The organism is Bosea sp. NBC_00550 (genome assembly GCF_026020075.1).
Lineage (GTDB): Bacteria > Pseudomonadota > Alphaproteobacteria > Rhizobiales > Beijerinckiaceae > Allobosea.
The window spans coordinates 5,672,703-5,687,190 of sequence record NZ_CP102772.1; the positions used below are offsets into that span (position 1 = coordinate 5,672,703).

Annotated in this window: 13 protein-coding genes; 11 read left to right on the forward strand and 2 right to left on the reverse strand. The window is 66.1% G+C overall.

What is annotated here, in order from left to right; genetic code table 11:
• Positions 1-39: 39 nt before the first annotated feature.
• From NWE53_RS26940 to NWE53_RS26960, 5 genes are all read left to right on the forward strand, one after another.
• Positions 40-234, forward strand: a complete 195-nt coding sequence (locus NWE53_RS26940) for a hypothetical protein (protein WP_265052352.1) — start codon at positions 40-42, stop codon at positions 232-234.
• A gap of 34 nt (positions 235-268) precedes the next feature.
• Positions 269-688 carry a large conductance mechanosensitive channel protein MscL gene (gene mscL / locus NWE53_RS26945; RefSeq protein ID WP_265052353.1) on the forward strand — a complete coding sequence of 140 codons (420 nt, stop codon included), beginning with the start codon at positions 269-271 and terminating at the stop codon, positions 686-688.
• 122 nt (positions 689-810) lie between these two features.
• On the forward strand, positions 811-2,004 hold the full coding sequence (locus tag NWE53_RS26950; RefSeq protein WP_265052354.1) for a pyridoxal phosphate-dependent aminotransferase: 1,194 nt from the start codon (positions 811-813) through the stop codon (positions 2,002-2,004).
• A 119-nt stretch (positions 2,005-2,123) separates the two neighbouring features.
• Entirely contained in the window at positions 2,124-3,188 is a 1,065-nt protein-coding gene (locus NWE53_RS26955) for an AbrB family transcriptional regulator (RefSeq protein WP_265052355.1), read from the forward strand.
• A gap of 134 nt (positions 3,189-3,322) precedes the next feature.
• Entirely contained in the window at positions 3,323-4,678 is a 1,356-nt protein-coding gene (locus NWE53_RS26960) for a protoporphyrinogen/coproporphyrinogen oxidase (RefSeq protein ID WP_265052356.1), read from the forward strand.
• Positions 4,679-4,862: 184 nt separating this feature from the next.
• Here NWE53_RS26960 and NWE53_RS26965 read toward each other — a convergent pair whose 3' ends face one another.
• Together NWE53_RS26965 and NWE53_RS26970 are read right to left on the reverse strand one after the other, a co-directional pair.
• The gene (locus tag NWE53_RS26965) at positions 4,863-5,795 is read right to left on the reverse strand and encodes an SMP-30/gluconolactonase/LRE family protein (RefSeq protein ID WP_265052357.1); all 933 of its coding nucleotides are present in this window, start codon (positions 5,793-5,795) and stop codon (positions 4,863-4,865) included.
• Between the two features lie 151 nt (positions 5,796-5,946).
• Complete coding sequence (locus tag NWE53_RS26970) at positions 5,947-6,852, reverse strand: LysR family transcriptional regulator (RefSeq protein ID WP_265052358.1); 906 nt, start codon at positions 6,850-6,852, stop codon at positions 5,947-5,949.
• Between the two features lie 139 nt (positions 6,853-6,991).
• Between NWE53_RS26970 and NWE53_RS26975 the strand changes: the two genes are divergently transcribed.
• The 6 genes from NWE53_RS26975 (at position 6,992) to hisS (ending at position 14,087) form a co-directional block, all read left to right on the forward strand.
• Entirely contained in the window at positions 6,992-8,428 is a 1,437-nt protein-coding gene (locus NWE53_RS26975) for an FAD-linked oxidase C-terminal domain-containing protein (protein WP_265052359.1), read from the forward strand.
• A gap of 171 nt (positions 8,429-8,599) precedes the next feature.
• Positions 8,600-8,887, forward strand: coding sequence for a GIY-YIG nuclease family protein (locus NWE53_RS26980; protein ID WP_265052360.1), 288 nt, complete (start codon positions 8,600-8,602; stop codon positions 8,885-8,887).
• Positions 8,888-9,056: 169 nt separating this feature from the next.
• Positions 9,057-10,247, forward strand: coding sequence for a glycolate oxidase subunit GlcE (gene glcE, locus NWE53_RS26985; RefSeq protein WP_265052361.1), 1,191 nt, complete (start codon positions 9,057-9,059; stop codon positions 10,245-10,247).
• Complete coding sequence (locus NWE53_RS26990; protein WP_265052362.1) at positions 10,247-10,882, forward strand: DUF2585 domain-containing protein; 636 nt, start codon at positions 10,247-10,249, stop codon at positions 10,880-10,882. The genes glcE and NWE53_RS26990 overlap by 1 nt, the downstream gene beginning before the upstream one ends.
• A gap of 3 nt (positions 10,883-10,885) precedes the next feature.
• Positions 10,886-12,259, forward strand: coding sequence for a glycolate oxidase subunit GlcF (gene glcF, locus NWE53_RS26995; protein ID WP_265052363.1), 1,374 nt, complete (start codon positions 10,886-10,888; stop codon positions 12,257-12,259).
• Between the two features lie 202 nt (positions 12,260-12,461).
• Entirely contained in the window at positions 12,462-14,087 is a 1,626-nt protein-coding gene (gene hisS / locus NWE53_RS27000; protein WP_265052364.1) for a histidine--tRNA ligase, read from the forward strand.
• The last annotated feature ends 401 nt before the right edge of the window (positions 14,088-14,488 follow it).

Genomic DNA, 14,488 nt, shown 5'->3' on the forward strand with positions numbered 1-14,488 from the left:
GGCGCTGGGATGCGCGAGAGGGGCCGGAGTTCGGGCGCCATGAACCTTCGCTTCGAAATAAGCTTCCGCTTCGAGCTTTGTGACATTTTATCGGACGCCTCCGGCCCCCGCCATAAGACATTGGCGCAAGTCATCCCCAGCTCTTTGTCGCAAAAGCCGCAATCGACGCTGTTTTCGCGGGTATTCAGGCTTTCCCTGGTCCAGCGGGTTGGTCTAGCGTCCGATATCGGCTGATGGGGAAGCTCGTCGACTAGCTTAGGGGTACAGCATGCTGAAGGAATTCAAGGAATTCGCACTGAAGGGCAATGTCATGGATCTCGCCATCGGCGTGGTCATCGGCGCATCCTTCGGCAGGATCGTAGACTCCCTCGTCCAGGATATCATCATGCCGTTCATCGGCGCTCTCGGCGGCGTCGATTTCTCGAACTACTTCTTCGGCCTCAACCGTGCCGTCACGGCCCCTGTGCTCGACGAAGCGAAGAAGCAGGGCGCCGTGCTGGCCTACGGCAACTTCGTCACGGTCGCGATCAACTTCGTGATCATCGCCTTCGTCCTCTTCCTCGTGGTCAAGGGCATCAACCAGCTCAAGCGCAAGGCGGAAGCGGCGCCGGCGACGCCCGCGGCAACCCCCGCCGATGTCGCACTCCTGACCGAGATTCGCGATCTCCTGAAGCAGAAGGCCGTCTGAGGCGGGTGGTTGGGAGGCGCTGATTCATCACCGGCGCCGATTGACCTGATCTCGCGATTTCATGCCAGCCGGCGCCGCGATCGGCTAAAGGAGGGCATCGAATTTCGCGAGGTCGAAGCCCCATGAACACCACCGTCCTGCCCGGCAGCACCCTGGTCGCCGAGCTTCGGCCCGAAGCGCGCAACGCGCCGGAAAGCGGGATCGTCGAGGTCATGAACTACGGCCGGCTGCGGCCGGGCCTGATCCCGCTCTGGGTCGGGGAGGGCGATCTGCCCACTCCGTCCTTCATCAGCGAGACGGCGGCGCGCTCGCTGGCGGCGGGCGAGACCTTCTACACCTGGCAGCGCGGCATTCCCGAGCTGCGCGAGGCGCTGGCGCGCTATCATGAGCGCCTCTACGGCCAAAGCTTCTCGCCGGAGCGCTTCTTCGTCACCGGCTCGGGCATGCAGTCGGTCCAGATCGCGGTCCGCATGATCGCCGGCCCCGGCGACGAGCTCATCATTCCGACGCCGGCCTGGCCCAATTTCGGCGCAGCGGTCTCCGTCGCCGGCGCGCGCGCCGTCTGCGTGCCGATGGACTACGCCCAGGGCCGCTTCACGCTCGATCTCGACAAGCTCGCCGCCGCGATCACGCCGAAGACGCGCGGCATCCTGATCAACTCGCCCTCCAACCCGACCGGCTGGACCGCGACACGGGCCGAGCAGGAGGCGCTGCTCGCGCTCTCGCGCAAGCACGGCCTGTGGATCGTCGCCGACGAAATCTATGGCCGCTTCGTCTATGACGGTTCGGAGCGTGCATCGTCCTTCCACGACATCATGGATGCCGAGGACCGTGTCGTCTTCGTCCAGACCTTCTCCAAGAACTGGGCGATGACCGGCTGGCGCATCGGCTGGATCGAGGCGCCGGAAGCTTTCGGCCAGGTCATCGAGAACCTGATCCAGTACTCGACCTCCGGCTCGCCGGTTTTCGTGCAGCGCGGCGCCGTGGCTGCGCTCGACGAGGGCGAGGGCTTCGTCGCCGAGCAGATCGCGCGCGCCGCGGAAGGCCGCCGTATCATCTTCGAGGGCCTGAAGGCCACGAACCGGGTCACCCTCACTGCGCCCGTCGGCGCCTTCTACCAGTTCTTCTCGGTCGATGGTCGCGAGGATTCCCGCAAGCTCGCGCTCGATCTGGTCGACACCGCCAATGTCGGCCTTGCGCCCGGCACGGCCTTTGGCCCCGGTGGTGAGACCGGCCTGCGCCTGTGCTTCGCGCGCAAGTCGTCCGATCTGGTCGAGGCTGTCGCACGCCTGCAGAAGGCGCTGACGGCAGCCTGACACGACCCCTGCCGCAGGCACAGGGCGGCTCTGTTCCAGAGACGCTCCTGACCGGTTGACCACTTGGGAGCCCGCCGCCATGAACGGCGGGCGCCGCCTTCCTCCGGCGCGCCCGGAGCATGATGAAACCGTTCGGCTACCCATCGACCCGGCTGACGATCCTCTGGCGGGAGATCCTGGTCATAGCGCTGGCCGCGGCGGGAGGAGGCGCTTTCGCACTGCTGGGCATGCCCGCGGCGTGGCTCTCGGGCTCGATGTTGCTGAGCGCGATCGTGGCGCTGCTGCGCCCGCTGCCGACGCTGCGGCGTCCCTGGTTCGATGCGACCATGGTGCTCTCCGGCACGATCCTCGGCTCCGCTGCCACCCCGGATGCCCTGGCCGCTGCGGCGCGCTATCCGGCCTCGCTGGCTATCCTTCTGCTCGGTGTCGCCGCTATCATGTTCGCGACCGGCGCTTATCTGCGCCATGTCGCGCGCTGGCCCTGGATCGATGCGCTGCTGGCCGCCGCGCCCGGTGCGCTCTCCACCGTGCTTGCAGTGGCGCAGGCCAAAGGCGCGAATATCGGCCGCATCTCGGTCGTCCAGCTCTTCCGGCTGCTCGTGCTGGTGGCGCTGCTGCCCAGCGTGATGCAACTCACTGGCGCATCGGCTGGGATGCCCGTTCCCGATGTCCTGTCGGTCGGCGCCTCGACCATGCTCGGCGTGACGATGGCTGGGCTCGTGCTCGGCCTCGTTTTCGAGCGCCTCGGCATGGCGGCACCGCTGATGTTCGGCGCGACCTTCGCCAGCTCCTTCCTGCATGGCAGCGGGATGGTCGAGGGCTCGCTGCCCATGCCGATCCAGATCGCCGTGCAGATCCTGCTCGGCTCGACCATGGGCGGGCGCATCGCCCATATCCCGCGCAACGAGCTCAGGGGCCTGTTTCCGCTCGCCATCGGCGGCTTTGCGGTCTCGATCGGCGTCGCCTTCCTCTTCGCCTGGCCGGCCGCCTGGCTCGCGGGCGTCTCCTATGCCAGCGGCATGGCGGCCTTCGCGCCGGGCGGGCTGGAGGCGATGGCGATGCTCGCCTTCGCCATGAGCCTCGACACGCTCTATGTCGGCGCCCACCATCTCGTTCGCTTCGTCATCATCGGGCTGGCGATGCCGCTCGTCCTGACCCGCATCAAGAGCGCGCCACCGCGCTGACGGTCCACGCGGGGTAAGCTTAACAATCCATTATACTTCATCTCCTTCATTGCGAGTTCGGTGCAAATCCGAATTCACTCGCTCCTGTTAAGTCATGGCCGTCGACTTGCTTCGACGGATACGGAGCGATCTCCATGAACATCGCCGTCCAGTCGCCCAGCGTGTGGCGCCGCTTTGCCAAGCCCGTCGCGATCATCGGTGCCGGCATCGCCGGCCTGACGGCCGCCTTCGACATCGAGCGCCGGGGCCTGCGCGCCACCGTCTTCGAAAGCGGCAAGGCGGTCGGCGGCATGGCATCCTCCTTCAAGGACGCCGATGGCTACACCTATGATTTCGGCGCGCATTTCGTCAGCAACCGGCTGGCCGATGCGATGGGCGCCAGCTCCGTCTCGCGAACGGTCCATCACTACGGCGAGGCGGTCGCGCTCGGCCAGAAAAGCTACAGCTACCCCTTCGGCCTGGCGCTTTCGCCGCGATACGCCGTCAGCGCCGTGTCGGCACGTCTCAATCCCCAGCCCGTCCAGAACGCCGCCGACTGGTTCCGCAACGCCTATGGCGAAGCGCTGGCCGAGGATGTCGCGATCCCGCTCGCCGAGGCCTGGTCGGGCGCGCCGGCGAGCGAGCTTTCGCCTGCCGTCGGCAACAAGCTCGCCGCCGGGGTGATGAAGACCTTCTATCTGAAGGCGGCCTCGCGCCTCTCGGGCAGGGCGGTCTGCAACGGCTATTCGCATGAGATGCCGGAGAGCCCGCGCGTCTACCACGTCTATCCGGAAGGCGGCGTCGCCAAGCTGCTGGAGCCGACCGTGGCCCACCTCAGTGACAGCATCGCGCTGGAATCGAAGGTCGAGCGCGTCTTCGTCGAGAACGGCAAGGTCGCCGCTGTGAAGGTCAACGGCCGCGAGATCGGCGTCTCCGCCGTCATCAGCACGGCGCCGGTCCATATCCTGCCCAATCTCGTCGAGGGCACCGACGCGCTCGACGAGCTGCGCAGCTTCCGCTACCGCCCGATGATCTTCGTCAACCTGCGCTTCGAGGGCCGCAACCTGCTGCCCGACACGATGCTGTGGGTGCCGGATCGCACGCAGCCCTTCTTCCGCGTGACGGAAGCGCCTTTCTCGATGCCCTGGCTCGCGCCGGAGGGGCGCACGCAACTGACCTTCGACATCGGCTGCGAGGTCGGCGACGCCTGGTGGACGATGTCCGACGAGAAGCTGGCCGAGGCCTGTCTCGAAGGACTCTGCCGCATCTATCCGCATCTGCGCAGCCGCTATGTCGGCCCCGGCGGCATGCTGAAGACGCCCTTCGCCTATCCGGTCTATCTCGGCGCCTATGAGCAGCGCCGCCAGGATTTCGCACGCAGCACCGGCGTCGCCGGCCTCTACAGCATCGGCCGCAACGGCGAGTTCGCCCATCTCCTGATGGAGGACATCTACTGGCGCACGCTCAAGCGTATGAACGACGTTGCCGACTATGTCGGGCGGGACGTATAGCGCCGCGACCCGCTGGCCTGACGCCGGTCAGAGTATCCTCGTTTTTCACCGAAACGCGTGGTCATCCCGGGCTTGACCCGGGATCCATGCCAGAGCGCTTCCGGTCAAGGTTCAGGCATGGATCCCGGCTCTCCGCTTCGCTGCGGCCGGGATGACCCGCGTTTCCATGACAACGCAGTGCGCCCTAGGGCCTCATCGCTCCGTTCGTGTGCGTCATCACCGCATAGAGCGAGGTCGTGCCGCAGATGAACAGGCGGTTGAGCTTCGGCCCGCCCCAGCAGACATTGGCGACGATCTCGGGGATCGCGACCTTGCCGATCAGCGTGCCGTCCGGGTGGTAGATGTGGACGCCATCGGTCGCGCTCGTCCAGATCCGGCCCTCGATGTCCAAGCGGAAGCCGTCGAACAGCCCCGCCGTGCAGGTCGCGAAGACTTTTGAGGCGCCGAGCGTCTCGCCATCAGCCTCGACAGTGACGGCGCGGATGTGGCGCGGCCCGTTCTCGGGATCATGGCTCGCGCCGGTATCGGCGATGTAGAGGATGCTCTCGTCCGGCGAGAAGGCGAGGCCGTTGGGCTTGACGAAATCGTCGGCGACGATCGCGATCTCGCCGGTCCGCCCGTCGATGCGGTAGACGTTGCAGGTGCCGATCTCGCTCGGCGACTTGTCGCCCTCGTAGTCGCTGAGGATGCCGTAATCGGGATCGGTGAACCAGATCGAACCGTCCGATTTCACCACCACATCGTTTGGCGAGTTCAGGCGCTTGCCGCCGAAATGGCTGGCCAGCACCGTGATCGAGCCGTCATGCTCGGTGCGCGTCACCTGCCGCCCGCCATGCTCGCAGGTGACGAGCCGGCCCTGCGTGTCGACGGTGTTGCCGTTTGAGTTGCGCGCCGGTTGGCGGAAGACCGCCGTCTGGCCCGAAAAGGCGTCGTAGCGCAGCATCCGGTCGTTCGGAATGTCGGACCAGACAAGCGAGTTGTGCGCCGGAAACCAGGCCGGCCCCTCCGACCAGCGTGCGCCTGTCCAGAGCCGCTCGACCCGGGCCGAGCCGGGAATGACGCGGTGGAAACGCGGATCGAGGACCGAAACCCCCGTGCCTTCGAGCACGCCGAACATGTCATTCCTCCCTTGCTGCCGGGTCGTCATTCTCGGGCGAAGCGAAGCGTAGACCCGCGAATCTCAGGCAGAAAGAGCAGATCTCTTGTCTTGAGATGCCCGGGTCAAGCCCGAGCATGACGGTACGGCTCGATCTCGATCCGGCAAGCGTCTAAAGCGCAAGCCCCGCATCCCAATAGGGCGTGGCGCCGTAGAGCTCGCCGAGATAGTCGACGAAGGCGCGCACCTTCTGCTCGAGATGTCGGCGGCTCGGATAGACCGCATAGACCGCGACACGCGAGCCCACCGCATAGGCCGGCAGCACGCGCTGCAAAGCCCCCGATTTCAGCTCCGGCCCGACATCCCAGGTCGAGCGCAGCGCGATGCCGACGCCCGCCAGCAGTGCCTCGCGCACGACCTCGCTCGAATTGGTGCGCAAAGGGCCGTTGACCCGGACCGAGACCGGCCCCTCCGGCCCGTCGAGCCGCCAGTGGTCGGCATTGTGGGCGATCAGGGTGTGGCGGCCGAGATCGCCGATCTCGCTTGGCGTGCCATGGGCGGCGAGATAGCCCGGCGTGGCGCAGAGGACGCGATGGTTCGGCGCGAGCCGCTTCGCGACGAGGCTCGAATCCTGCAGGTCGGCGATCCGGATCGCGAGGTCGAAACCCTCCCCGACGACATCGACGAAGGCGTCGCTGAGCACGAGGTCGACCGTCACCAGCGGGTTGGCGTCGAGGAAGCGTTTCAGATGCGGCGCGACATGCATCCGGCCGAACGAGGTCGGGGCCGAAACCCGTAGCGTGCCCCGCACTTGCCCCGCGCCGCTCGCCACCCAGGCCTCGGCCTCCTCGATCGAGGACAGGATCGAGACGACGCGCTCGTAGAAGCCCTGTCCGGCTTCCGTCAGTGCGAGCTGGCGGGTCGTACGCTGGAGCAAGCGCACGTCGAGCCGCTCCTCCAGCCGGCGGATGCGCTTGGAGATCACGGCCGGCGACAGGTTGAGCTGGCGCCCGGCCGCCGACATGCTCTTGGTCGTGACGACATGCGCGAACACGTCGAGATCGCCGAACCGGTCCATCAGCGCCCCACCTTTTCCATTTCGGAAATAATGGCTGGCTTTATGCGCACGCTGCAAGAGGCATTGAATTGGTCTAATCTGCCGCGCACAGAGAGTGTCGATGTGCGGCGCGTCCGCGCCGCGGAGATGGGAGGGAGAGATGAGCGCGATAGCTTTTCCGGTGCCGGATGCCGGCATCCTCGCCCGCCGCGAATCGATCATCGCAGGCCTCGCCGGGCTCGTCGCGCCGCAGGCGCTGATCACCAGCGATGACGAGCGCAGGCCGTACGAGACCGACGCGCTCACCGCCTATCGCCGCATGCCGCTGGCCGTCGTGCTGCCCTCGACCACGCAGGAGGTTGCGGCCGTGCTGCGCTATTGCTCCGAACAGGGCGTGCCGGTGGTGCCGCGTGGTGCCGGCACCTCGCTCGCCGGCGGCGCGATCCCGCAGGAAGATGCCATCGTCATCGGCGTCTCGAAGATGAACCGCATCCTCGAGATCGATTACGCCAACCGCTTCGCGAAGGTGCAGGCCGGCGTCACCAATCTCGCCGTCACCGGCGCGGTCTCGGCCGATGGCTTCTTCTACGCGCCCGATCCGTCCTCGCAGCTCGCCTGTTCGATCGGCGGCAATATCGGCATGAACTCCGGCGGCGCCCACTGCCTGAAATACGGCGTGACGACCAACAACGTGCTCGGCGTCACCCTCGTCATGCTCGACGGCAGCATCGTCGAGATCGGCGGCAGCCACCTCGATTCGCCGGGCTACGACCTGCTCGGCCTGATCAACGGCTCGGAAGGCCAGCTCGGCATCATCACCGAAGCGACGGTGCGCATCCTGCGCACGGCGGAAGGCGCACGGCCCGTCCTCTTCGGCTTCCCGACCAGCGAGCAGGCGGGCGCGGCCGTCGCCGCGATCATCGGCGCCGGCATCATTCCGGTCGCGATGGAGTTCATGGACAAGCCGGCGATCGAGATCTGCGAGGCCTTCGCCAAGGCCGGCTACCCGATGGATGTCGAGGCGCTGCTGATCATCGAGGTCGAGGGCTCGGATGACGAGATGGACGCCCAGCTCGCCCGCATCGTCGCCATCGCCCGCGAGCACGGGGTCGCCACCGTCAAGGAATCGAAATCGGCGATGGAGACCGCGGCGATCTGGAAGGGCCGCAAATCAGCCTTCGGCGCGACCGGCCGCATCGCGGACTACATCTGCATGGACGGCACCATCCCGACCGGGCAATTGCCCTATGTGCTCAAGCGCATGGCGGAGATCGTGAAGAGCTACGGCCTGCGCGTCGCCAACGTCTTCCACGCCGGCGACGGCAACCTTCACCCGCTCATCCTGTACAACTGCAATGACCCGGTCGAGGCGCAGAAGGCGGAGGATGCCGGCATGGACATCCTCAAGCTCTGCGTCGAGGTCGGCGGCTGCCTCACCGGCGAGCACGGCGTCGGCATCGAGAAGCGCGACCTGATGACCTTCCAGTTCAATCCGGAGGACCTGGCGCAGCAGATGCGGGTGAGGGCAGTCTTCGACGAGCGCTGGCTGCTCAACCCCGCGAAGGTGTTCCCGCTGGAAGGCAGGGTGGCGGCGTGACGAACCTCTCCGTCATTCCGGGGCTTCGCGCAGCGAAGAGCCCGGAACCCAGAGCCGATGCGGGGTATCGTTGTCTTGGTCAGGTCGATCCGCTTCATTGTCGGGCGGCATCGGTTCTGGGTTCCGGGCTCGCCGCTTCACGGCGCCCCGGAATGACGAGGGAGGATGTTGTTGCCCTTTCACGTCTACCTGCTTGCGAGCGGCCAGCATGGAACCCTCTATCTCGGCGTGACCCGCGATCTCGCTCGGCGTGTTCACGAGCACAAGACCAAGGCTTACCGTGGCTTCTCCCGCAAATACGGCGTCGACAGGCTGGTTTGGTACGAGGAGCATGCGACGGCCGCCGATGCGATCGACCGCGAAAAGGACATCAAGAAGTGGCGTCGCGACTGGAAAGTCAGGTTGATCGAAGAACAGAATCCGCTTTGGAGCGATCTCTACCCGCTTCTGGCGCAATAAGCCTCCACGGTCATTCCGGGGCAGCGCGAAGCGCTGAGCCCGGAACCCAGAACCGATGTCTGCAATCGTTACCCTGGCGAAATCGTGCTGTTTCACTCCCGAATGGCATCGGTTCTGGGTTCCGGGCTCACGCCTTCGGCGTGCCCCGGAATGACGGCGGAGCTTGGTCGTGACCATCCACACTCCCACCACCGAGGCGCAGGCCTGCGCCGTCGTGAAATCCGTGATCGATTCCCGCGTGCCTCTCACCTTGCGCGGCGGCGGCACGCGCGCAGGCCTTGGGCGGCCGGCCCAGGCGGAAAGCACCTTGTCCAGTGCTGGCCTCACCGGCATCACGCTCTATGAGCCGGCCGAGATGGTCATCGCCGCCCGGGCCGGCACGCCGCTCGCGTTGGTGCAGGAGACGCTCGCCGAGCGCGGCCAGATGCTGCCCTTCGAGCCGATGGATCATCGCGCGCTCTTCGGCACCGAGGGCGAGCCGACGATCGGCGCCGTCGCGGCCTGCAATATATCCGGGCCGCGCCGGATCAATGCAGGCGCCGCGCGGGATTCCCTGATCGGCATCCGCCTGATCAACGGCCGCGGCGAGATGATCAAATCCGGCGGGCGGGTGATGAAGAACGTCACCGGCCTCGACCTGGTGAAGCTCGTTTCCGGCAGCCACGGCACGCTCGGCTTCCTCACCGAGGTCACCTTCCGCGTGCTGCCGAAGCCGGAGCGCATCGTCACGCTGCGATGGTCCGGCCTCTCGGACGAGCAGGGCATCGCGCTGCTTGCGAAGGCGCTGGGCTCGCCTTTCGAGCCGATGGCGGCTGCCCATCTGCCGGCAAGTCTCGCAGGCGAGGCCGCGCAAACGCTGCTGAGGCTGGAGAACTTCTCGGACTCGATCGAATACCGCGCCGGCGAGCTCGCGCTGTTGATGCTCGGCGAATACGGCCTGCCGGATCGTCTGGAGGGAGCGGAGCCGACCGAGCTTTGGAGCGATATCCGCGACGCCGGCGTCTTCGCTGGAACGACGGAGGCCGTGTGGCGACTCTCGCTCGCGCCGACGAACGGGCCGAAGGCGGTGGCTGCGATCGCCCGCACGATGCCGGACGCGCGCTGGTTCTACGATTGGGGCGGCGGGCTGGTCTGGCTCGCCACCTCTGCGGACGGCGATGCCGGCGCGGCAGCGATCCGCGACGCGCTGAAGCCGTTCGGCGGCCATGCCACGCTGGTGCGCGCGCCCGATGCGGTGCGTGCCGTTGTCGACGTGTTCCAGCCGCTGGCCGCGCCGCTGATGCGGGTCACGGCCGGCATCAAGAAGAGCTTCGACCCGGCCGGCATCTTCGAGCCCGGCCGGATGTATGCGGGGATCTGATGGCGCTTGCTGAATCGCTTTCTTCCGGGGCACCGTCCGCGCGCAGGAGCTGGGCGCCCAATCGCCTCGGGCCCGTAGCGCTCGTCCTGCTGGCTGCGCTGCTGATCGCCGTGGCGGCGGGCATCCTGCTCTGGATGGGGCGCGAGCCGATCTGCAAATGCGGGAATATCAAGCTCTGGCAGGGCACGGTGATGTCCTCCGAGAACTCCCAGCACATCACGGACTGGTACACCTTCTCGCACATCATCCACGGCTTCCTGTTCTACGGCCTGTTCTGGCTGATCCGCCGTCTCACCGGCCTGCCGATCTCGTTTGGCCTCGCGCTGCTGCTGTCCATCATCGTCGAGAGCGCCTGGGAGATCACCGAGAACACCGATGCGGTGATCAACCACTACCGCTCGGCGACGATCTCGCTCGACTATTACGGCGACAGCGTGCTGAACTCGGTCAGCGACATCCTCTCGATGGTGCTTGGTTTCATCATCGCCCGGCTGGCGCCGGTCTGGCTGACGGTGACGAGCGCGCTGGCGATGGAGCTGATCGTCGGCTGGCTGATCCGCGACAACCTCACCCTCAACGTCATCATGCTGCTCTGGCCGATGGACTGGATCAAAGCCTGGCAAGGCGGAGCTTGAGCGATGCAGACCAATTTCAGCCCAGAGCGTCTCGCCTCCGATCCGCGCATGCCGGCCTCGGAGAAGATCCTGCGGACCTGCGTTCATTGCGGCTTCTGCACCGCGACCTGCCCGACCTATCTCCTGCTCGGCGACGAACTCGATTCCCCGCGCGGGCGCATCTACCTGATCAAGGACATGCTGGAGAACGGCAAGCCGGCCACCGCCGAGGTGGTGAAGCACATCGACCGTTGCCTCTCCTGCCTCTCCTGCATGACGACCTGCCCCTCGGGCGTGCACTACATGCACCTTGTCGACCATGCCCGCGCCCATATCGAGGAGACCTATCGGCGCTCCTGGCATGACCGGCTGCTGCGCAAGGTGCTGGCGGCGATCCTGCCCTATCCCGACCGTTTCCGTGCGGCGATGCTGGCGGCGCTCGCGGCCAAGCCCTTTGCCCCGCTGCTCGGCCTCGTGCCGGGCGTCGGCCAGAAGCTGAAGGCGATGCTGGCGCTGGCGCCCGCGCGTTTGCCGACACGCTCCATGATGGAAGGCCCGCAGAGCTTTCCGCCGCCCGCGGCGCGGATGAGACGCGTGGCGCTGCTTTCCGGCTGCGCCCAGCCGGTGCTCGACCCGGCGATCAACGAGGCGACGATCCGCCTGCTCAACCGCCATGGCGTGGAGGTCGTGCTGCCGAAGGGGGAGGGCTGCTGCGGCGCGCTCGTCCACCATATGGGGCAGGAGCATGATGCGCTCGGCTTCGCACGCAAGAACATCGACGCCTGGATGTCGGAGGTCGATGGCGAGGGGCTGGACGCCATCCTGATCACGGCGAGCGGCTGCGGCACGACGATCAAGGATTACGGCTTCATGTTCCGCAACGAGCCGGCTTATGCCGAGAAGGCGGCGAAGGTCTCCGCGCTGGCGAAGGACGTCACCGAGTTCCTGGAGACGCTGGAACTTGTCCCGGTCCGCGATGTCGCCATGCCGATCGCCTATCACTCCGCCTGCTCGATGCAGCACGGCCAGCAGTTGAAGGACGGCCCGAAACGCCTGCTGTCCGGCGCCGGGTTCAAGGTCAAGGAGGTGCCGGAGGGCCATATCTGCTGCGGCTCGGCCGGCGTCTACAACATCCTCCAGCCCGAGATCGCGGGCAGGCTGCGCGAGCGCAAGATCGGCAATATCGAGCGCACCAAGCCGATGCTGGTCGCGACCGGCAATATCGGCTGCATGACCCAGCTCGCCAAGGGCTTCGCCGACAAGGGTGCAACCACCCCTGTCGTGCATACCGCCGAGCTGCTCGATTGGGCGACTGGCGGTCCGCTGCCGGAGAAGCTGGCGCGGGCTGGGATCGAGGATCGGCCGCTAAGGGAACCGGCGCTGGTCGCGGCGGAGTAGCCTTGCGCGTCATGCTCGGGCTTGACCCGAGCATCTCGGGACGCAGAACGCTCCCGCGCTTTCTCGTCATGAGATTCTCGGGTCTGCGCTTCGCTTCGCCCGAGAATGACGACGCGTGACTTGCCCGTCGGGCCGGTACGGTCTAACCCGCCAGCTTATCCATTTCCGGGTACGCTTACCCGTTTCCGAGTTGCGAACGCCCATGTCCTCCGCCGACAAATCCGCTCCTGCCAAGCTGAAGGCCCGCCAGCCGCGCGGCTTCGTCGATCGTGGCCCGGCCGATGTCGCCGCCACCGAGCGCATGCTCTCCGTCATCCGCGAGAGCTTCTCGGTCTATGGCTTCGATCCGGTCGAGACGCCTTTCGTCGAGTACACTGACGCGCTCGGCAAGTTCCTGCCGGACCAGGACCGGCCGAACGAGGGCGTCTTCTCCTTCCAGGACGATGACGAGCAGTGGCTCTCGCTGCGCTACGACCTGACGGCGCCGCTCGCCCGCTATGTCGCCGAGAATTTCGACGCGCTGCCGAAGCCCTATCGCAGCTATCGCGTCGGTTACGTCTTCCGCAACGAGAAGCCGGGTCCGGGTCGTTTCCGCCAGTTCATGCAGTTCGACGCCGATATCGTGGGCAGCGGCACCGTCGCAGGCGATGCGGAGATCTGCATGCTCGCCGCCGACACGATGGAAAAGCTCGGCATCAAGCGCGGCGACTATGTCGTGAAGGTCAACAACCGCAAGGTGCTCGACGGCGTGATGGAGGCCATCGGGCTGGGCGGCGAGGAGAATGCCGGGCGCCGGCTGACCGTGCTGCGGGCGCTGGATAAGCACGATAAATTTGGGGACGAAGGGGTTCGCCTCCTACTTGGCGAAGGTAGACGCGACGAAAGCGGTGACTTCACTAAGGGGGCGGGACTTAGCGACCAAGCTACCGACGCACTCTTGAAACTTTTCAGCACATCAGCATTGGACGAGTTGCTAAGCGCGGTTCTTAATAGATTGAACCACCAATTTGGCTCGTTCACCGGTGAGCAAATTGAGAGCATCGTTGGACAGTCTCTCGGCCTTCAGAACCTGGCATCTTCGCAGTTCATGCTGAACTCAACGTTCGCTGAGGGCTTTGAAGAGCTGATGGCTATCGCGAGAATGGTGACGAGTGCAGGTTATGATCACGACCGCATCCGCATCGACCCCTCCGTCGTCCGCGGCCTCGAATACTATACCGGCCCGGTCTACGAGGTGGAGCTGACCTTCCCTGTCACCAACGATGACGGCCAGGTCGTGCGCTTCGGCTCGGTCGCGGGTGGCGGGCGCTATGACGGCCTCGTCGGCCGCTTCCGGCCCGAGCCCGTGCCGGCGACCGGCTTCTCGATCGGCGTCTCTCGGCTTTACTCCGCGCTGAAGGCGGTGAAGTCGCCCATCGTCGACAGCCGCAACGAACTGCCGCTCGTCGTCGTCACCGCGATGGACAACAAGTCGCCCGAGTTCATGCCGGGCTATCAGGCGATGGTCTCGGCGCTCAGGCAGGCGAAGGACGAGGCCGGCAAGCCGCTGCTGCGCGCCGACCTCTATCTCGGCTCTTCCGGCTTCAACGCCCAGATGAAGTATGCCGACCGGCGCGGTGCCGTCTGCGCCGTCATTCAGGGCTCGTCGGAGCGCGAGGCCGGCACCGTCGTCATCAAGGACCTGATCCTCGGCGCCGAGCTCGCCGCCGCCAGCCGCGACGTCAAGGATTCCGCCGAGCACAAGGCCAAGCAGGCCGAGGCGCAGTTCGCCGTGCCGGTGGCCGAACTGGTGGACGGGGTGAAGCGGGTCCTGGCGCGACATTCGTGAGCGCCCTTCTCCCCTTGCGTGATCGGGAAAACTTGCAGGCGCCATAAATTGTCTCATGTTATCAATCAGATACATTGTTATCTGCGATAATCCAAGTTGAAGGGTAGATTATAGGCAGCATCGAACCTCCCAAGCCAAGCGGCGTGCCGGAGTGTGGGCGGGCGAGCTTGGCCGCGCCTGCCAGGACCCCGGCCTAGTCGAGCCAGCGGTGTTGACGGGCCGGTCGTCGCAGCCGGCCTAGTCTTCGGACTGCAGCATGCCAGCGAAGCCTCGCAGATACTACTCTGGATGATCGCCCGAGCGATCACGGGATACGCGGAGCGCACTGGCAGTCTTCGGACGCGGGTCTGCCAAGCCCATCGGTGGGATGGCCATCCTCACGCTTCAGCGCGATCGAGACT